Source organism: Nocardioides sp. WG-D5 (assembly GCF_054031175.1).
Window position 1 is genome coordinate 4,146,377 of sequence record NZ_CM132928.1, and the last position, 18,439, is coordinate 4,164,815.

21 protein-coding genes are annotated in these 18,439 nt (G+C 70.2%); 11 read left to right on the top strand and 10 right to left on the bottom strand.

What is annotated here, in order from left to right:
• Positions 1-139 precede the first annotated feature (139 nt).
• From ACWZJV_RS20035 to ACWZJV_RS20050, 4 genes are read left to right on the top strand one after another with little or no spacing between them, the layout of a single operon-like run.
• Positions 140-1,201 carry an ABC transporter substrate-binding protein gene (locus ACWZJV_RS20035; RefSeq protein WP_457178136.1) on the top strand — a complete coding sequence of 354 codons (1,062 nt, stop codon included), beginning with the start codon at positions 140-142 and terminating at the stop codon, positions 1,199-1,201.
• The gene (locus ACWZJV_RS20040; RefSeq protein ID WP_457178138.1) at positions 1,201-2,052 is read left to right on the top strand and encodes an ABC transporter permease; all 852 of its coding nucleotides are present in this window, start codon (positions 1,201-1,203) and stop codon (positions 2,050-2,052) included. Before ACWZJV_RS20035 ends, ACWZJV_RS20040 begins: the two co-directional genes overlap by 1 nt.
• Entirely contained in the window at positions 2,025-2,777 is a 753-nt protein-coding gene (locus ACWZJV_RS20045) for an ABC transporter ATP-binding protein (protein ID WP_008363539.1), read from the top strand. The genes ACWZJV_RS20040 and ACWZJV_RS20045 overlap by 28 nt, the downstream gene beginning before the upstream one ends.
• A complete protein-coding gene (locus ACWZJV_RS20050) occupies positions 2,777-4,120 on the top strand; it encodes an LLM class flavin-dependent oxidoreductase (protein WP_196875329.1) in 1,344 nt (447 codons plus the stop codon). Before ACWZJV_RS20045 ends, ACWZJV_RS20050 begins: the two co-directional genes overlap by 1 nt.
• A 71-nt stretch (positions 4,121-4,191) precedes the next feature.
• Here ACWZJV_RS20050 and ACWZJV_RS20055 read toward each other — a convergent pair whose 3' ends face one another.
• Positions 4,192-5,280: an LCP family protein gene (locus ACWZJV_RS20055; RefSeq protein WP_457178140.1), complete on the bottom strand. Its 1,089-nt coding sequence runs from the start codon at positions 5,278-5,280 to the stop codon at positions 4,192-4,194.
• A gap of 243 nt (positions 5,281-5,523) precedes the next feature.
• Between ACWZJV_RS20055 and ACWZJV_RS20060 the strand changes: the two genes are divergently transcribed.
• Both ACWZJV_RS20060 and ACWZJV_RS20065 read left to right on the top strand, forming a co-directional pair.
• The gene (locus tag ACWZJV_RS20060; protein WP_457178142.1) at positions 5,524-6,270 is read left to right on the top strand and encodes a sensor histidine kinase; all 747 of its coding nucleotides are present in this window, start codon (positions 5,524-5,526) and stop codon (positions 6,268-6,270) included.
• Positions 6,257-6,931 (top strand): LuxR C-terminal-related transcriptional regulator, encoded by a 675-nt coding sequence (locus tag ACWZJV_RS20065; protein WP_457178144.1) that lies wholly within the window; start codon positions 6,257-6,259, stop codon positions 6,929-6,931. Before ACWZJV_RS20060 ends, ACWZJV_RS20065 begins: the two co-directional genes overlap by 14 nt.
• Positions 6,932-6,941: 10 nt before the next feature.
• On the opposite strand, the gene ACWZJV_RS20070 is transcribed toward ACWZJV_RS20065, so the two are convergent.
• From ACWZJV_RS20070 to ACWZJV_RS20085, 4 genes are read right to left on the bottom strand one after another with little or no spacing between them, the layout of a single operon-like run.
• Complete coding sequence (locus tag ACWZJV_RS20070) at positions 6,942-7,598, bottom strand: acyltransferase (RefSeq protein ID WP_008363544.1); 657 nt, start codon at positions 7,596-7,598, stop codon at positions 6,942-6,944.
• A gap of 59 nt (positions 7,599-7,657) precedes the next feature.
• Complete coding sequence (locus ACWZJV_RS20075) at positions 7,658-8,674, bottom strand: hypothetical protein (protein WP_457178146.1); 1,017 nt, start codon at positions 8,672-8,674, stop codon at positions 7,658-7,660.
• Positions 8,671-9,960: an MFS transporter gene (locus ACWZJV_RS20080; protein ID WP_457178148.1), complete on the bottom strand. Its 1,290-nt coding sequence runs from the start codon at positions 9,958-9,960 to the stop codon at positions 8,671-8,673. The genes ACWZJV_RS20075 and ACWZJV_RS20080 overlap by 4 nt, the downstream gene beginning before the upstream one ends.
• A gap of 6 nt (positions 9,961-9,966) precedes the next feature.
• Positions 9,967-10,638, bottom strand: a complete 672-nt coding sequence (locus ACWZJV_RS20085; protein ID WP_457178150.1) for a hypothetical protein — start codon at positions 10,636-10,638, stop codon at positions 9,967-9,969.
• Positions 10,639-10,802: 164 nt separating this feature from the next.
• Here ACWZJV_RS20085 and ACWZJV_RS20090 point away from each other — a divergent pair, with 164 nt between their 5' ends.
• From ACWZJV_RS20090 to ACWZJV_RS20105, 4 genes are read left to right on the top strand one after another with little or no spacing between them, the layout of a single operon-like run.
• Entirely contained in the window at positions 10,803-12,374 is a 1,572-nt protein-coding gene (locus ACWZJV_RS20090; RefSeq protein WP_231380392.1) for a class I adenylate-forming enzyme family protein, read from the top strand.
• A gap of 2 nt (positions 12,375-12,376) precedes the next feature.
• Positions 12,377-13,240, top strand: coding sequence for a hypothetical protein (locus ACWZJV_RS20095; protein WP_457178152.1), 864 nt, complete (start codon positions 12,377-12,379; stop codon positions 13,238-13,240).
• A 28-nt stretch (positions 13,241-13,268) separates the two neighbouring features.
• Complete coding sequence (locus ACWZJV_RS20100) at positions 13,269-13,688, top strand: holo-ACP synthase (protein ID WP_457178154.1); 420 nt, start codon at positions 13,269-13,271, stop codon at positions 13,686-13,688.
• On the top strand, positions 13,669-14,070 hold the full coding sequence (locus ACWZJV_RS20105) for a VOC family protein (RefSeq protein ID WP_008363558.1): 402 nt from the start codon (positions 13,669-13,671) through the stop codon (positions 14,068-14,070). The genes ACWZJV_RS20100 and ACWZJV_RS20105 overlap by 20 nt, the downstream gene beginning before the upstream one ends.
• Positions 14,071-14,224: 154 nt before the next feature.
• Here ACWZJV_RS20105 and ACWZJV_RS20110 read toward each other — a convergent pair whose 3' ends face one another.
• Positions 14,225-14,347, bottom strand: coding sequence for a hypothetical protein (locus ACWZJV_RS20110; protein WP_457178156.1), 123 nt, complete (start codon positions 14,345-14,347; stop codon positions 14,225-14,227).
• Positions 14,348-14,645: 298 nt separating this feature from the next.
• Here ACWZJV_RS20110 and ACWZJV_RS20115 point away from each other — a divergent pair, with 298 nt between their 5' ends.
• Positions 14,646-15,920: a DUF222 domain-containing protein gene (locus tag ACWZJV_RS20115; protein ID WP_457178158.1), complete on the top strand. Its 1,275-nt coding sequence runs from the start codon at positions 14,646-14,648 to the stop codon at positions 15,918-15,920.
• 270 nt (positions 15,921-16,190) lie between these two features.
• On the opposite strand, the gene ACWZJV_RS20120 is transcribed toward ACWZJV_RS20115, so the two are convergent.
• From ACWZJV_RS20120 to ACWZJV_RS20135, 4 genes are read right to left on the bottom strand one after another with little or no spacing between them, the layout of a single operon-like run.
• On the bottom strand, positions 16,191-16,526 hold the full coding sequence (locus tag ACWZJV_RS20120; RefSeq protein WP_457178159.1) for an ArsR/SmtB family transcription factor: 336 nt from the start codon (positions 16,524-16,526) through the stop codon (positions 16,191-16,193).
• A 4-nt stretch (positions 16,527-16,530) separates the two neighbouring features.
• On the bottom strand, positions 16,531-17,172 hold the full coding sequence (locus tag ACWZJV_RS20125; RefSeq protein ID WP_457178161.1) for an SRPBCC family protein: 642 nt from the start codon (positions 17,170-17,172) through the stop codon (positions 16,531-16,533).
• Positions 17,173-17,214: 42 nt separating this feature from the next.
• Entirely contained in the window at positions 17,215-18,153 is a 939-nt protein-coding gene (locus ACWZJV_RS20130; RefSeq protein ID WP_196875319.1) for a hypothetical protein, read from the bottom strand.
• Complete coding sequence (locus ACWZJV_RS20135) at positions 18,146-18,373, bottom strand: hypothetical protein (protein WP_008363565.1); 228 nt, start codon at positions 18,371-18,373, stop codon at positions 18,146-18,148. The genes ACWZJV_RS20130 and ACWZJV_RS20135 overlap by 8 nt, the downstream gene beginning before the upstream one ends.
• Positions 18,374-18,439: the final 66 nt, after the last annotated feature.

An 18,439-nucleotide genomic window follows, 5' to 3' on the forward strand; every position in this document is an offset into this window, starting at 1 on the left:
GCCGGCTCGGCCGACGCGCGTGACGCCTCGGCCTGCGTACGTGACGCCTCGACGGTCCCGGTCTCAGGATCCGAACAACAATTTATGACTAAACTCTAGTGACTTACTCTGGTTTGGACGGACCAACCAGAGGAGAGCCATGATCCGCCCCACCCCACCGCGCCTGACCGCCATCGCCGCCGTTCTCACCACCCTGCTCCTGGGATTGACGGCCTGCGGCGGCGCCGATGCCTCCAGTGCCTCCAAGCTCGCCGCCGACGCGGCGCTCCCCGACCAGGTCCCGGAGGGGACCGTCCTGCGCCTCGGGCTCCCGCCGATCGAGGTCGCGCTGAAGACGTCCGGCCTGATCGACGAGGTCGAGGGCTATGAGATCGAGTGGGCCAACATCTCCGGTGGTCCGAAGAGCATCGAGGCGTTCCGCGCCGACGCCCTGGACGCGAGCTACGTCGCCGAGATCCCGCCGCTCTTCGCGACCTGGACCGACACGCCCGTCAAGATCGTCGCGGTCACCGAGAACCCGGACCCGCTCGCCAACCCGATCTACGAGCTCGGCATCGCGCCGAAGTCGAAGGTCAAGACGATCCAGGACCTGAAGGGCAAGAAGATCGCCTACTCGCCCGGCCAGGCCCAGGGCGCGCTGATCCTGAAGACGCTCAGGGCCGCCGGGCTCACCCAGAAGGACGTCGAGCTGGTCGAGATCCAGAGCGTCGACGACACCTTCTCGAACGCGCTGGCGTCCAACCAGGTCGACGTCGCCCCGCTCGGAGGCACGCAGCTGGCCTCCTACCTGGCCAAGTACGGCCGTGACGGTGCCACCTCGATCCGCACCGGCATCCGCGACGACTCGACCCTCATCTACGGGCCGGAGAAGACCTTCGAGGACTCCGCCAAGGCGGCCGCGTTCAAGGACTTCCTCGGGCTGTGGGTCAAGGCCGAGAAGTGGGTCGACGAGCACCCGGACGAGTGGATCCAGGCCTACTACGTCGACCACGAGGGACTGACCTTCGAGGACGGCAAGAAGGTCTTCGAGACCTCCGGCCAGAACGTCATCCCGGAGAGCTGGGACGGCTTCATCGAGCGTCAGCAGGAGACCGCGGACATCCTCTCGGAGGAGCAGGACCATCCGGAGCTGGACGTCGCCGACCTCTACGACCGCCGCTACGAGAAGGTCATCGCCGAGGCCCTGAAGGAGGGTCAGTGATGGCCACCACGGCAGTCGAGGCGCCGATCGTCGGCGTCGTCTCCGAGAAGGTCACCGACCAGAGGGTCGTACGCCGCCGCCTCGGGCCCGGGCCGCGGGTCCCCGGCACGCTGTGGATCGGGCCGGTCCTGCTCCTGGGACTGTGGATCGTCGCCTCGGCGACGGGCGTGCTGGATCCGCGTACGTTGTCCGAGCCGTGGGTCGTGGTCGAGACCGCTCAGCGGCTGATCGCCGACGGGCGGCTTCCCGAGGCGCTCGCGACCTCGGCCTACCGGGCGGCGCTCGGCCTGGTGATCGGGGTCGGCGTCGGGTTGGCGCTGGCGCTGGTCTCCGGTCTCAGCCGGGCCGGGGAGGCACTGATCGACGGTCCGGTGCAGGTGAAGCGGGCCATCCCGAGCCTGGCGCTGATGCCGCTCCTGATCCTGTGGCTGGGGATCGGGGAGCCGATGAAGGTGATCACGATCGCCCTCGGCGTACTCATCCCGATCTACATCCACACCCACAACGGGCTGCGCGGCATCGACAGCCGCTACGCGGAGCTGGCCGAGACCGTCAGCCTGGGACGCGGGGCGTTCATCCGGCACGTGGTGCTGCCGGGGGCGACGCCGGGGTTCCTGCTCGGGCTGCGGTTCGCGGTGCTCAACGCGCTGCTGGCCCTCGTGGTCGTCGAGCAGGTCAACGCGACCAGCGGCATCGGCCACATGATCACCCTCGCGTCCAGCTACGGCCAGACCGAGATCATCGTCGTCGGCCTGGTGGTCTACGCCCTGCTGGGCCTGGTCGCCGACGGCATCGTCCGCTTCACCGAGAGGAAGGCACTGGCATGGCGACGCACGCTGGAGAGTCACTGAAGGAGCCTGCCGTACGCGTCGAGGGGCTGCACCGCAGCTTCTCCGAGGCGGGCGGCGTGCTCAACGGGCTCGACCTCACCATCGACGCCGGTGAGTTCGTGGCACTGATCGGGCGGTCCGGGTCCGGGAAGTCGACGCTGCTGCGGGCCCTGGCCGGTCTCGATCGCTCGGTGGCGGGGTCGGGAGTCGTGGACGTGCCCGAGCGGGTCTCGGTGGTCTTCCAGGACTCGCGGCTGCTGCCGTGGCGTCGGGTGCTGGACAACGTGATCCTGGGGTTGCCGGGTCCTGACGCACGGGCCCGTGGCCTCGAGGCGCTCTCCGAGGTCGGGCTCGAGGGCCGCGACAAGGCCTGGCCGCACGAGCTCTCCGGTGGCGAGCAGCAGCGCGCGGCGCTGGCCCGGTCGCTGGTCAGGGATCCCCAGCTGCTGCTGGCCGACGAGCCGTTCGGCGCCCTGGACGCGCTGACCAGGATCAAGATGCACAAGCTGCTCAAGAAGCTGTACGCCGCCCACAACCCCGCCGTCCTGCTGGTCACCCACGACGTCGACGAGGCGATCGCTCTGGCCGACCGGGTGATCGTGCTGGTCGACGGTGTCGTCGGATCGGACATCCGGATCGACCTGGGCGCGAAGCGGAGCCCGGGCGATCCCCGGTTCGCGTCGCTGCGGGCCCAGCTGCTGACCGAGCTGGGTGTGGTCGAGTCGGTCGAGGAGGAGGTGGCCTGATGGGCGCTCGACAGCTCCACCTCAACCTGTTCCTGCTCGACACCGGCCACCACGAGGCGTCGTGGCGGCTGCCCGGGTCGGACCCGCACGCCAACCTCTCGCTCGCGGCGCACCAGCACCTGGCCCGGGTCGCGGAGGAGGCCAGGTTCGACTCGCTCTTCCTGGCCGACTCGCCGGCCCTGTTCGGCGAGCCCGGCCGGCGGCCGTCGGGTCGGATCGAGCCGACCGTGCTGCTGTCCGCGCTGGCGGTCTCCACGCAGCACATCGGCCTGATCGCGACGGCCTCGACGTCGTACAACGACCCGTTCAACCTCGCCCGGCGGCTGGCCTCGGTGGACCACATCTCCGGCGGCCGGGCGGGGTGGAACATCGTCACGACCGCCGGTGACGCCGCCGCCCGCAACTTCGGTCTGGAGGGGCAGCCGCTGCACAAGACCCGCTACGAGCGGGCCTCGGAGTTCCTGGAGGTGGCCACCAAGCTGTGGGACAGCTGGGCCGACGACGCGATCGTCGCCGACAAGGACGCCGGGGTGCATGCGGTCGGTGACCGGATCCGGCCGATCTCCCATGTCGGGCCGCACTTCTCGGTGGAGGGACCGCTCAACCTGGCGCGGTCGCCGCAGGGTCACCCGCTGCTCGTCCAGGCGGGCTCCTCCGACGACGGCAAGGAGTTCGCGGCCCGCTGGGCCGAGGCGATCTTCACCGCCCAGCCGACCCTCGAGGAGAGCCAGGCGTTCTACGCCGACATCAAGCGGCGCGTGGCCGCGGCCGGGCGCAACCCCGACCACGTGCTGGTGCTCCCCGGGATCGTCCCGGTCCTGGGCGACACCGAGGCCGAGGCGCGTGAGCTGGAGGCCGAGCTCGACCGGCTGATCGCCCCGGAGTACGCGGTGGCACAGCTCGCCCAGCTCCTGCAGGTCGATCCCTCCCGGCTCCAGCTCGACGAGCAGCTGCCGGCCGACATCGCCACCGAGGACGAGATCGAGGGCGCCAAGAGCCGCTACACGCTCATCGTCGACTGGGCCCGCCGCGACCGGCTCACCGTGCGGGAGCTGATCGGGAAGCTCGGTGGTGGGCGTGGGCATCGCACCTTCGCCGGGACGCCTGTCCAGGTCGCCGACACGATCCAGCACTACTTCGAGAACGGCGCCGCCGACGGGTTCAACATCATGCCCGCCGTCCTGCCCTCGGGGCTCGAGGCGTTCGCGTCCTCCGTCGTGCCGATCCTGCAGGAGCGCGGGCTCTTCCGGACCGAGTACTCCGGGGTCACCCTCCGGGACCACTACGGGCTGCCGCGTCCGGAGAACCGGCTCGACCTCGAGGCCGCGGAGGTCGCTTCCTGAAGACGGCCGACTCGGCGCGACCGTCCCGCAGGTCGCGCCGAGTCGGCTCGTCCTGACGGGGTCGGCTGGGGTCAGCGGACCACGTCGGGCGTCATCAGATCCTGGTTCTCCTCGACCCACTCGCCCATCCGATCCTCACGGACCGCGCGCCACAGGTCGCGGTCGCGGGAGGGGTCGAGGCGTACGACCGACTGGTCGCCGACCATGCCGGTGCCGTCGGTGGGAACGGTGAGGTAGCTGATGTCGTCGGTGCGCAGGTTGCGGAGCGAGGCGGCGAGCTTGGCCATCTGGGTGGTCGACCAGTCGTCGTCGACGGAGGCGTGCTCGGAGAAGAGGGTGAGGAGGTCGAGGACCTGCTCGGGGTTCTTGCGCAGCTCCTGGTTGAGGGTCTGCTTGAGCAGGGTGCGGAGGAAGGCCTGCTGGCGGGCGACGCGGTCGAGGTCGCCGTCCTGGAGGCCGTAGCGCTGGCGTACGTAGAGGAGCGCCTGCTCGCCGTCGAGATGGTGGCGGCCGGCCTCCCAGCGGACGCCTCGGGCCGAGTCGTAGACGGTCTTCGGGATGTCGATGTCGACGCCGCCGACGGCGTCGGTCAGGGCCTTGAACCCGTCCCAGTCGATGACGGCGAGGTGGTCGATGCGTACGTCGGTCATCTTCTCGACCGTCTCGACCGTGAGCGTGGGGCCGCCGAAGGAGTAGGCCCAGTTGACCTTGCCCTTCCCGTGGCCGGGGATGTCGACCCAGGAGTCACGGGGGATCGAGACCACCGAGGCGGAGCGGCGGTCGCCGTCGAGATGGACGAGCAGCATCGTGTCCGACCGTGCCTGGCCCGGCTGCCAGCCAGGAGCCTCGGCGCCGGTGGTGGGGGCGTCGGAGCGGGTGTCGGTGCCGAGGACGAGGATGTTGACCGCGTCCGCGGCCGACCCGGAGGTGGGCTTGGCCGGCCGGTCGGTCAGCCCGGTGAAGGTGTCGGGCAGACGGTTGATGTTGCCCTCCACCTTGGCCTGGAGCCACAGGATCCCGGTCAGCGCTACCGCGCACAGCAGGAGGAGGCACACCAGCAGCCCGATCAGCGGCTTGCGGGCACGGCGCCATCCGCGCGCGCGGGGCTCGCCCGCAGGATCCGACTGCGGCGGCACGGGCGGGTGATCGAGGATGGCCACCCGAGTATGTGACCCGGCACGCCCCGACTGCGGGGCCCAGATGCTCGCCATTCCTCAATTTCAGGCACCGCTCGGTAACGGCTGGTAACCAAAAATAGGTAGGCAATACGTCGTGTGGTGCGGCTGAGTAAAGTCACTTTGCTGTATGGCGCTGTTCACGCTGGAGCCGATGTCTCCAGGTGTTTCCAGCCGCCTGGCTGTGTCTTGGGAGGGCACAGCTCGATGAATGACCAGGGGAGAACTGTGTCGAAGCCAAGTGTCGGACCCGACGAACGTGCCCGGCTGCACGAGGCTGCCTCGGTGCTGGCCGGGGTCCGGGCTGCGACGTCGCTGCTCAACTCGCCGGGTGAGATCGACGAGGACCGGCGCGCCGCGATGGCGGCGATGGTGCAGAGCGAGCTGCAGCGCCTCGAGCGGATGGTCCGGCAGCAGCAGGACGCCGCGAGGCCGGCGACCCCGGAGCCGCGGGCCGATGAGCTGCGCGCCGAGGTGATCGACCTCGACGCCGTGGTGGCCGCCATGGTCCTCGCCCACGAGGCGAAGGGCGCCGACATCGAGTGGCGGCCCAGCCGGATGCTCGCGCTGGGCGACTCCGACCAGCTGACCGAGGCCCTCAACGTGCTCCTCGACAACGCTGCCGCGCACGGCAGCGGCACGGTCCGGATCGAGGTACGTGTCGCCGGAGCGGCGAGCACCTCGCTCGAGATCGCGGTCTCCGACGACGGGCCCGGGGTCGCGCCGGAGCTGCGCCGCCGGATCTTCGCCTGGGGCGTCAGCCGACCGGGTTCCACGGGCCAGGGCATCGGCCTGCACGCCGCGCGCGACCTGATGGAGCGCCAAGGCGGCTATCTCGAGCTGGTCGAGACCGGCGGGCGCACCACCTTCGTCATCGGCATCCCGATGCTCGGCTGCATCGACGACGGGGCCGCCGAAGGGGCCGACGAGCACGACACCCCGACCCGGGGAGGTCGCCGTGGTGTCGCCGCGTAAACGGGTGAAGGTGGTCATCGTCGAGGACCACACCCTGTTCGCCGAGTCCCTCGAGCTCGCGCTCACCTTCGAGGGCTACGACGCCCACCGCATCGACCTTCCGCAGGAGCCGCCGTCGGAGGCCAAGCTCACCTCGCTGATCATGCGCTCCCAGCCACGCATCGTCCTGCTCGACCTCGACCTGGGGCAGCACGGCTCGGGCGTACGCCTGATCTCCCCGCTCGTCCGGGCGGGCGTCGACGTCGTCGTGGTGACGGGTGCGACCGACGAGACCCGCTGGGGCCACGCCCTGCACGCCGGCGCCCGCACGGTGCTGCCCAAGACGGTGCCGCTGGGCGAGATCCTGGGCACCGTACGCCGCCTCAACTACGGCCACAGCGTGCTCGACGTCGACGAGCGTGAGCGCCTGATCCGCGCCTGGGTGGGGCAGGAGCAGGACATCATCGAGATCCGTCGCCGCCTCGCGCAGCTCTCCCGGCGGGAGTCGCAGGTGCTCGAGCACCTGATGGACGGCCTGACGGTGGGTGACATCGCCAAGCTCCGCGTGGTCTCCGAGGCGACGGTGCGCACCCAGGTGAAGTCGATCCTCGCCAAGCTCGGCGTCTCCTCGCAGATCGCGGCGGTCAGCATCGCCCACAAGGCCGAGTGGCGGGCCGCCTGACGCCTCGGCGTCAGCACGCGACGAGGCCGTCGTCCTCGCTCGTGCCGCGCAGGACGTACAACGTGCCGGTCTGCGGGCAGCGCCAGGCGTCTCCCTGGGCGACCAGCGGCGCACCGGCGTGCCCGACCCAGCCCACCTGCCGCGCCGGGACCCCGACGACCAGGGCATGGTCCGGTACGTCGCGGGTGACCACGGCACCCGCCGCGACCATTGCCCAGGCGCCGATCGTGACCGGCGCGACGCAGACGGCGCGGGCGCCGATGCTGGCACCGGTGCGTACGGTCACGCCGACGGCCTCCCAGTCGTCGCCGTCCTTGAGGGTGCCGTCCGGGTTGACGGCGCGAGGCAGGTAGTCGTTGGTGAACACCACCGCCGGCCCGACGAAGGCGCCGTCCTCGAGCACCGCCGGCTCGTAGACCAGCGCATGGTTCTGGATCTTGCAGCGGTCGCCCACCACGACCCCGGGACCGACGTACGCCCCCCGGCCGATGATGCACTCGCTGCCGACGCGGGCGTGCTCGCGGATCTGGGCCAGGTGCCAGACGAGGGTTCCCTCGCCGATCATGGCGCGGTCGTCGACGTCCGCGCTCGGTTCGATGCGGGGTTCGATCCGAGGTTCGACCCGGGGTGCGATCCGGGGCTCCGCCCCTATTTCCTCCATGGTCATGACGCCAGCAAAGCGGGACCTGGAGGCGTGCGGGGCGGCCTCGGTGCGGCGTACCCGATTCAGCGTAGGACCGCGGGTGAGGCCGCCTCCGAGATGAGGACGCGGGGCTTCGCGGAGGCCGAGGTGTCGAGGGACCAGACGTCGCTGACCGGCTCGTCCTCGCGCTGGAGGCCGTAGAGCACGGTGTCGTCGTCGAGCCACTCGATCTGGTCGTCGATGCTGTGGGTCTCGCCGGCGAGCACGGTGCGCCGCCCGGTGGCGAGGTCGAGGACCGCGGGCGTCCACCGGGTGCCGTCCGCGACGGCCTCCTTGAACGCGATCCGGGTGCCGTCGGGAGAGAGCGACGGGCACTCGACGTGGTCGGCGATCGTGGTCAGGGAGCGCGCGGCGAGGTCGCCACGGACCAGGTAGGTCCGTCCGCCGGTGGCGAGGGTGGCATAGAACGTGCGGTCGTCGTCGGCGAAGGTGACGCCCCAGATGTTGCGGTCGACCGGGGCGACCCGGCGGCCGTCGACGACCAGCCTGAACTTCTCCAGGTCCCCGTAGCTCTTCCCGCCGATCCGGCGGACGACGGTGCGCGTGGAGAACCCGCTGACCATGTAGGAGTCGCCGTTCACGAAGACCGTCGAGGAGACCAGCTGCCCGTCCGGCGAGATCCGGGTGCGGCTGGGCAGCCCGGGCAGGTCGGTCCCGTCCACCTCGCGCCATCGCTTCCCCGGGGCCGAGGTCTCCAGGTCGGTCGCCCGGTAGCGGCTCACCACACCGCGCTCGGTCGCCAGGCACGACACGGAGCTCGCCTGCGCGTAGACCCGGTCGCAGCTCAGGTCGGTCAGTGCCCGGGCGCCGCCCGGGTCGGCCAGCGTCACCGCCGCGACGTGCCCGTAGTCGGCGTCGCGTCCGGTGTGCTGGAAGAGGATCCTCGGCCCCTCCTCGACCTGCGCCAGGGAGGTGGTCGTCGCGTCGGTCGCCCGGGACGTACGCCGGTCGTTCTCGGCGATCGCCGAGAGGGCGTACGCGGTCATGGCGGCCGTGACGAGCACGACGACCGCGCCGAAGACCGTGGTACGCCGGTTCATCCCTGGACCTTCGTCGGGGGCTCGGCCGGCTCGGGGCCAGGTCGTTCGGACTCGAGAAGCCGGCGCAGCACCGCGAGGCCGGCCGGTATCGCGGCGACCAGCACCACGCAGACGGCGAGCATCGCGACCCGGGGGCCGACGGCGTACCAGAGCAGGCCGAAGCCGGTCGCCGCGACCAGCCGGGCGAGAGCCACCGCGGTCTGGGCGGTGGCGATGCCGCTGGCACGTACGGTCTCGGGGACCAGCTGTCCGGCCACCGCGGCCAGGGTGCCGTCGGTCGCGGCGTAGAAGACACCGAGGAGGAGCACCGCGGCGCAGGTCGTCCAGAGCACGCCGGAGCCGGTGGCCGCGCACAGGTACGCGGCCGCGAGCGGGAGGTGACCGAGCACGAGGACCCGGACCCGCCCGACGCGGTCCGCGAGCCGTCCCATCGGGACGGCCAGGGCGAGGTAGGCGAGGTTGGTGCCGACGTAGAGGACCGGGAACCACTGGGCCGCGAAGCCGCCGGTCTCGAGCAGCGCGAGGTAGACGAAGCCGTCGCCGACGGTCAGGAGCGCGAGCACGCCGGACACGCCCGTCACCCGCGCGAGACCGGGCGTGAGCGCGGCACGCCAGCGCACCTTGGCGCGGGGCTCGCGGCGGGCAGCGACCCGGCGGACGGCTCCGGTGCGGAACGGGACGAAGAAGGCCATCGTGGCCACCCCGAGCACCGCGAAGCCGAGCGAGACGACCAGGACGGTGTCGTAGCCGTCGGTGATCCGCCACAGGATCACGAACGCCAGCAGCGGCCCGAGCGTCGCCCCGATCGTGTCCAGCGTCCGATGGATGCCGAAGCTGCGGCCGAGGTGCGCCGGGTCGCTGGAGGCGGCGATCATCGCGTCGCGCGGAGCGGTGCGTACGCCCTTGCCGACGCGGTCCAGCGAGATCGCTGCGGAGATCGTCCCGAAGCCACCGGCGAAGATCAGCCCGAGCCGCGCGACCGCGCTCATCGCGTAGCCAGCCAGGGCCACCGGCTGCGGCCGGTCGGTGCGGTCGGCGGCCCAGCCGGCCGCGATCCGCACCAGCGAGGAGACGCCCTGGTAGAGCCCGTCGATGAGCCCGTACGCCACCGGCGAGAGCCCCACCACCGCGGTCAGGTAGAGCGGCAGGATGGCCGAGACCGACTCCGAGGAGATGTCGGTCAGCAGGCTGACGATGCCGAGGGTGATGACCGTCCGGGAGACCCGCCCGCCGGTGCGCTGCGGCTCGGCACTCGTGGTGGGACGGTCGCTGAGGGAGAGGTACACCGGCGCTCAGGTCTTCGTGCGGAGGACGGAGAAGAGGCTGAAGTCGACGGCGCGGCGGCCGGTCCGGGTGACCGTGACGCTCACCGTCTCGTCGCCGCGCTGCAGCGACACCGCGGGGGTGTTCTCGACCGAGGTGGTCGTGACCTCCTTGAAGCCGTGCTGGGCGAGGCTGGTCCGGAAGTGACGCAGTACGTCGCAGGGCCGCCGGCAGCTCGCCGTCAGCGCCACCTGGAGCACGCCCTTGGTGGCCGAGACGCTGGAGACGTCCACGGTGGTCCGCGCCGGCGGTTCCAGCGCCGCCGGGTAGCCGGCCACCAGCGCGCCCTTGCGGACCGCGGACTTCGGCAGGGGCTCCGAGATCAGCGCCGCCGACTTCGTACGCGGCTTCTCGGTCAGGCCGGGAAGTCCGGACTCGGACGGGGTCGAGGCTGCCTCCGGCAGCGCCTCGGTCGCGGGCTCGGGATCCGACTCCGACGTCGACCCGGACCCGGACCCGGACCCGGATCCCGACCCGGAGCTCGCGTCGGCTCCCGGTGAGCCCGACTGGGACGACGAGGCGCCTGCCGGATCCCCGTCCTTGCCGGACGAGGAGTCGGCGAAACGCCCGGGCACCCAGAAGATCGTGACGCCGACGAGCACGCCGAGCAGCACGAGAAGGGCGAGGCGCTTGAGGTTCACGGGACCAGTCGACGCGCAGCGGAGCCGTGTCGAGACGGATGCGTGGGCCGCGTACCAAATTTCAGGCAGCCTGCCGGACCGGCCAGCGTCGCTGGAGGCGGGCCGTGCGACGTTGCGGTAGCCGGGAACTGTCCCGGCCGTAGCATCCCGGGGGACAGGCCACGTTGAACACCGCCGACTTTCTTCTCGAGCTAGCGCCCGAGGACTCGATCGCGCTCGCCGAAGCGGGTCGCGAGTACACCTTCGAAGAGCTGCGATCCAGCGTGTCCGTGCTGACCGAGCGTCTCTCGACGCTCGGCCTGACGCCGGGTACGCCGGTCGGGATCATGGCGCCCAACGGGCTGTTCTGGGTCTCGGCCTACCTCGCGGCGCTCCGGATGGGTCTGGTCGTGGTGCCGCTGGCGGTCACGCTGCCGGCCGAGGAGGTGGTGGCCCGGGTGCGCTGGGTCGGTGCGGACGCGCTGCTGGTGGGCCGTTCCCAGGCCGAGGCGCTGCGGCTGAGCCTGCCCAGGAGCCTCCCGGTCGTCGTGGAGCGGAAGGAGCGGCTCGTCCCGAAGCAACGATCGGCGCCGGCCGAGCTGCCCGAGGCGGTCGATGTCGACCCGGACCAGGACGCGCTCTACATGTTCACCTCCGGCACCACCGGCGACCCGCGCGCGGTGCGGCTCACCCATCGCAACATCCAGGCGAACACGACCTCGATCCTCGGCTACCTCGAGATCACGTCCTCCGACCGGATGCTCGTGGTGCTGCCGTTCACCTACGTCTTCGGGCTCTCGCTCCTGCACACCCACCTGCGCGCCGGCGCCGCGATGGTCATCCAGCCGACGTTCGTCTTCCCGCAGGCGGTGGTGGACCGGATGGTGTCCGCGCGCTGCACGGGCTTCGCCGGGGTGCCCTCGACGTTCGGGATGCTGCTGCGCAACAGCACGTTCGGCTCCACGGCGGTGCCCACGCTGCGGACGATCCAGCAGGCCGGTGGCCGGCTGGCCCCCGCGCTGGTGGAGCAGATGGCGCGCGCCCAGCCGCAGGCCAAGGTCTTCGTGATGTACGGGGCGACCGAGGCCACCGCCCGGCTCTCCTACCTTCCGCCCGAGGAGCTCTGCCGCCGGCCGGGGTCGATCGGCCGGGGCATCCCGGGTGTGGACCTGCGGGTGCTCGACCGCGACGGGGTGCATGTCGAGCCCGGCGAGGTCGGCGAGATCTGGGCCAGCGGCGCGAACATCTCGCCCGGCTACCTCGACGACCCCGAGGCGACGGCCCGCAAGATGCCCGGCGGGATGCTGCGTACGGGTGATCTGGCGAAGGTCGACGAGGACGGCTACATCTACGTGGTCGACCGGGTCGAGGACTTCATCAAGTCGTGGGGGCACCGGATCGCGAGCCAGGACGTCGAGGCTGCCGCGCTCTATCTGCCGGACGTGGTGGCGGCCGCCGCGGTCGGGCTCCCCGACGAGGCCGCCGGTGAGCGGGTCGAGCTGGTGGTGGTGCGGCGGCGCGGGTCGACGCTGCGCGGCGCCGACGTGATCGCGCACTGTCGCGAGCGGCTCTCGAAGCACATGGTGCCCGAGGTGGTCCGCTTCGTGGACGCGCTGCCGATGAACGCGAACGGAAAGGTCATCAAGCGCGACGTTCGCGCGATGTGCCTCCGGCTGGCACAGGAACCCGCCGGGGGACAGGACGACGACGTCGATGATGCGGACGATGCGGGTTTCGAAGGGGTCAAGGTGGGTTGAGGATGTCGGTGAGGAACGTGCCCAGGTCGGTGAAGCTGCTGGCCGGCGTATGGGCGGGAGTGCTGGTCGTCGCGGTCGCGCTGGCCGGCGCATGGTTGCTGAGGAGTCCAGGAATGAACGACCACGTCGCGATCGCAGGGCCCTCCGAGTCGGAGCTGCGGGTCGTGGGGCAGACCAAGGTGCTCTTCGGGCACAACTCGGTGGGGATGAACATCATCGACGGGGTCTCGAAGGTGTACTCCGACGCCTCGGTCTCGGCTCCCGTCGTCGCCGATGTCACCGGCGGCTCCGTCGACTCCGAGGGTGAGGGCGCGATGCTGCGGCACGCCTACATCGGGGTGAACGAGGACCCGATGAGCAAGTTCGCCGCCTTCGAGGAGGTGATGGACAGCCCCGCCGGGAAGGACATCGATGTGGCGCTGATGAAGCTCTGCTACGTCGACATCACCGCGGCCACCGACGTGCAGGCCGTCTTCGACGCCTACGTGTCGACGATGGCCGAGGTGGAGGCGGCCCATCCGGACGTACGTTTCCTCTACACGACCGCGCCGCTCACCGCCGACCGCAACTGGAAGTCCAAGGTCAAGGCGGCCCTGGGTCGGGACGACCAGATGGGTCCGGCCGACAACATCGCCCGGGAGCGCTACAACGCGATGATCCGGGAGAAGTACGGATCCACCGGCCGCCTCGTCGACATCGCCGCCGCCGAGGCGGAGGGCACCGGCGAGCGCAGCCAGGACGGCACCACCTACTACGTGCTCAACGAGAACCTGACCTTCGACCGTGGTCACCTCAACGAGGTCGGCTCGGAGGCCGTCGCCGCGGAGCTGCTCAGGGTGGTGGCGACCCAGAGTCCGGTCGCCTGAGGTGCGGACGAAGGGCGATGAGTATGCGATGAGCCTGCAGGGGGTCGGGATCGACGTCGCCGACATCCGGCGCTTCGCGCGGCTCCTGGCGATGCGTGGCTCCGGCTTCGCGGTGCGGTGGTTCACCGACGCCGAGATCGCCCAGTGCATGGCCGCGGCGACCCCCGCCACGGCCTTCGCGATGAGGTACGCCGCCAAGGAGGCCGTCTGGAAGGCACTCGGTCCCGGCGAATGGTCCGGGCCGCTGCCGTGGCGCGGGATCACGGTGCTCGAGGACGCTTCCGGGTCTCTTTCGGTACGCCTCGAGGGCCCTGCGGCCGAGCTCGCAGCCCTGGCCGGCGTCACCGGTGTGCGGGTCGCCACCGTTCCCGGCCCTCGGATGGCCATCGCCACAGCTGTCGCCGACGGCGACCCGATGCGAGGTGACAATGCCCGACCTTCGACTTGACCACATCGGCATCCAGGTCCGCGACCTGCACCGCGCCGCCGAGGCCTTCGAGCGGCTCTTCGGCTACCGGCGCGTCACCGATCCGGTCGTCAACACCCGTCACGGGGTCCGCGGGGTCTTCCTGGAGAAGCCGGACTCTCTGCCCATCAAGCTCATCACCCCGGTGACTCCTGGGCCGCATGCGTACGGTCTCCATCACCTGGCCTTCATGGCACCTGATCTCGAGGTCACTCTGGTCGAGCTCGGGGCCGCCGGGGCTCGTACGCTCAGTCCGCCGCAGCCTGGGGAGATGTTCGACGATGAGCTCATCGCGTTCGTGCGGGCTGCTGGGATCAACGTCGAGCTGATCACCACCGATCGGCGTCGGGGGCGGATCGACTGAGCGGGTCGTCCGGTGGTCGAGCTTGTCGAGACCACCGTGTGCGTAACCGTTTCCTCGGGGCCGGTGTGGGCCGCCGACCCTTTCCTGAGGGCCGGGCCCCGGAGTCAAGGACGGCCTGCGGCCGCCGGCTTCGCCGGGTGCGCGACATGGTGTGTCACGGACCAGTGATGCCCCGGTGGTCGAGCTTGTCGAGACCACCCGTGCGTGACCGTTCCTCGGGGTTGGTGTGGGCCGCCGACCCGTTCTTGAGGGTCTTCTCGATCTGCTCCGGCGTCAAGGACGCCCTTCGGGCGCCGGCTACGCCGGCCGCTTCGCGGTCCTGGACTCCGGACCAGATCGAGAAAGATTTGGCTGGCTATCGGGGCGGCGGCCCGGGTGTGGCGCAGCGAGATTCTTGTACGGGACCGGGGTGTTCCGGAGAGAGAAGGTGGCCCTTCGGGCCACTTACCATCCACAGGAACGGGACCGTTCGCTAAGTGCGAAAACGTCGTTTGACCTGGGAAAATAGGTGGATAAATCGGTGACGGAGGCGTAGAATCAGACCATCACAGCACACCTCTGAAGGGAGGGACGCGATGAGTCTCGGCCGCGAGATCGACCACTGGGGTACCAACCCCGGCGACGCGATCGACGCTGCTCTGCTGGCCATCGAATCCGCCCTCCATGACCTGCTGGCCAGCGACCCCGTCTACTGGCGGACTAGGCAGAAGAAAGATCTGCTCGAACGACTCGAGAAGCTCGAGGCCCAGCAGGCCGCGTTGAAGCTCCGGGTCCTCGCCTCGGCCGGCGACATTGCCGAGGAGACCGGTGCGAAGGACGCCTCGGGGTGGCTGCGGACCGAGCTGCTCATCGACAAGGCCGTTGCCCGCGCCCAGATCAAACTCGCCGCCGGCGTCGCGAAGTACGAGCGCGTCGCCGCGGGTCTCGCCGAGGGTGTCGTGTCGCTGGACAAGGCCCGGGTGATCACCCAGGCACTCGACGCGATCGAGGCAGATCCGGTCGCCAGCACCGAAGACGTTGCGTTGGCCGAGAAGCTGCTGGTCGACTACGCCACCCGGCTGACCGCCAACGAACTCCGCATCGTCGGCAAGCGCATCCTGCGCGAGATCGACCCGGCCAGGTTCGAGGACGCCGAAGCCAAAGCACTGCTGGCCGAGGAAGAACGCGCCCAGCAGAAGACCGCCTTGCGGATCTGGGACAACCACGACGGCACCATCGGGTTCGACGGTGTTCTGCCGGCCTCGGTCGGGATGCGGTTCAAGCGACTCGTCGAGGCCTATGCCCAGCCCCGCAAACAACAACTCCTCGACAAAGGTGCCCCGCTGCCCCCGTGGGGACGGTTGATGGGCCAGGGGTTCGCCCGACTCTTGGAGACCATCGACCCCGCTGCGTTGCCCCGCCACGGTGGTGACGCCACCACCATCAACGTGGTGATCTCGCTCGAGGAGCTCCGCAAAGACCTCGGGGTCGCGACCCTGGGCTACGACGAGACCAACGGCACCACCATCAGCGCGGCCGAGGCCCGGCGGATGGCCTGCAACGCCACCATCATCCCCTGGGTGCTCGGCGGCGATGGTGAGGTCCTCGATGCGGGCAGGGCGAGCAGGCTCTTCCAGCCAATCCAGCGCAAAGCGCTGCGTCTACGGCACAAGTGCTGCCAGGCCGAAGGCTGCGACATGCCACCCGAATGGTGCGACGCCCACCACCTCGACCCCTGGGCAACCGGCGGCACAACGAATCTCAAGGACGGGGCGCTGTTGTGCGCGCACCACCACCGCCTGGCCCACAACCCGGCCTATGTTCATGAACGACTACCGGATGGCACCATCCGATTCACCCGCCGCCCCTGAACCAGCAGGACGATCACGGACCACACACCCCGCCGAGTGGGCGCAACTGTCCCACGTGGAACGCCCGAGTCGGCGTGACTGTCCCGGTCTGGCGCGCGTGAGTCGGCGTGACTGTCTCACGCACCGCGTCGGAGTCCGTGCTGCGGTTCTGGCGACGTCGTAGCTGGACCCTGGCGCCGTTTCGACGCTCAATTTCGGGACAGATGCGCCGACTCGGCGTTGGGTAGCGGGACAGTTGCGCCGACTCGGCGGGTATCAGGTTCAGGGGCTTCAGCCGTCAGTGGAGCCCTCCCGCCGGCCACGCTTGATCTCGGTGTCGAGGGCGTCTAGGTGCTGGGTCCAGAAGCGGCGGAACGGGGTGAGCCAGGCGTCGACCTCGGCCAGGGGGCCGGTGTCGAGGGAGTAGATGCGGCGGGTGCCGTCGGGACGTACGTTGGCGAAGCCGTGCTCGCGCAGGACCTTGAGCTGCATGGAGACCGCGGGCTGGCGGATGCCGAACTCGGCGGAGATGGTCTCGACGACCTCGCCGGAGGTGAGGTCGCCGGCGGCGAGGAGCTCGAGGATGCGGCGGCGTACGGGGTCGCCGAGGACGTCGAAGGCGTGCAAGCGGCTACTCCGGCATCGCGGTGTAGGCGGCCACGCAGCGCTCGCCGGCGGCGCGGGCCTGGTCGGGCGGGGTGCCGAAGGCGATGTCGGCCTCGACCCAGGCGGCGGCGGAGCCCTGGGTGTGCTCGATCATCGCGGGCAGCGCCTCGGGGGACATCGGGTCGATCTTCTCGGCATCGGGGGCGGAGAGGTGGAGGGCGAGGCCGAGCAGCATCTGCTCCCAGCCGATGCCGACGGCGCTGGGGCCGAACTCCTTCCACTGCTCGGGCGGGACGGGGGCGGAGTGCTCGAGCCGGAGCAGCGTACGGCCGCCGGCGGCGGTCAGGGTCGCGTCGACCCACGACTTCATGTCGCCGTAGTCCCAGGTGATCGAGAGCAGCTTGGGGCGGTCGCAGGCGAGGATCTCGCCGCCGGCGTTGCCCACGAGCTGGTAGCGGCCGCCGACCTCGAAGTCGCCGGTGACCGGCATCAGCCAGCGCGGGATGCGCTCCTTGGTGGTCAGTGCGTCCCAGACCTCGTCGGGGTCGGCGTCGTAGCTGCGCTCGACGACGAGCACGCGCAGCTCCTCGCCGCCGCGGGTCGTCGTGGTCAGCGCGCGGTTCACCGCGCCGAGGTGGTCGGCAGGAATGAAAGGTGGTGTGCTCATGCCTGCCGACGTTATATCAATGCATCTTGATATTCAACCGGATCAGCCGACGGGCAGGTGGGCCTCGGGACCGACGAACCGGAACGCGATCTTGAGCTTCTTCAGGCTCCGCGGGTCCGGGGTCGACTTCGCGCCGGTGCCGCCCGTGGCGAGCTCGAACTTCTTCCAGGCGGCGAGGGTGGCGTCGTCCACGATGCCGTTGACCACGAGGTTCGCCCCGGCCTTGACGTTGAGCGCGTTCTGGATCCATCCGACGCCGTTGGTGCGGATCCGCTTGCCCTTGCGCAGCCCCGCGGCGATCTGGAACTGCTTCTGGATGATCGCCAGGTTGGACTTGGTCTCCTTCGGTTTCCAGACCGGCTTCGCCCTCGACCTCGCGTACGCCGCGTAGTCGAAGATCGTGGCTCTGATGTCGGCGGGGTGCCAGGTCTCGTCCGTGCCGACGCCGTGCTGGCCACTGAGGCCGAAGGCATGGTTGTAGTAGTCGCTGATCTGCGAGCTGGTGGCCAGGAAGCCGAAGAGCGCCGGGCCGCCGTCGACGAACTTGCCGACGGTGACCCCGAGGTCGCGGAAGTCGTCCGTCCTGACGACCCCGGACTGTGGCGGCAGGGTGAAGCCGTGGATGTGGTGGCCGAACTTCGGTGGGAAGCGGTACCAGCACGCGTAGCCGTTGGCCCGCAGCCACTTCTCCTGGGTCCGCCAGTTCACGCCCGGGATGTGCAGGTCGGCGCAGGCGTCGTGGTCGTGGGTGCCCGCGGACGCCTTGACGGTGGTGTTGAACGGGGCCTGGATGATGACGATCCCGGTCCCGAACTTCTTCTGCGCGGCGGCGTCGAGCGCGCACAGGTGCGCGATGGTCCGGGCCGACCCCTTGACCTGCTTGCCGCCCGAGGTCTTCCGCGACCACAGGACCAGGTCGGTCTGCTTCGGGGGCTTGCTCCAGTCGACCGGTTTGCCGTTGAGGGTGAGCACGTCACTCATAGATCAGGTCCTCCGGAAGATCCGCGGCAGGGACCATCGTGTCGGTGCCCGCGGTCTCCGTCGGCTCGCCGTCCTCGATGTCCTCGTCGAAGGTGTTGATATCGGTGGCGGCCTCGTCGATGTCGATCACAGGTGCGTCGATCATCGGTGCGGCCTCGGCGTCGGAGAGACCGAGTGTCAGGTCTGCGATCTCGCCGGGCTCTGGTGTGGTGTCAGACATGGAACCTCCTGGTTCTGGGCGGGACATGTCTCCACCGCGAGCCTGTTCCGGTCAGCACGCCGCGAG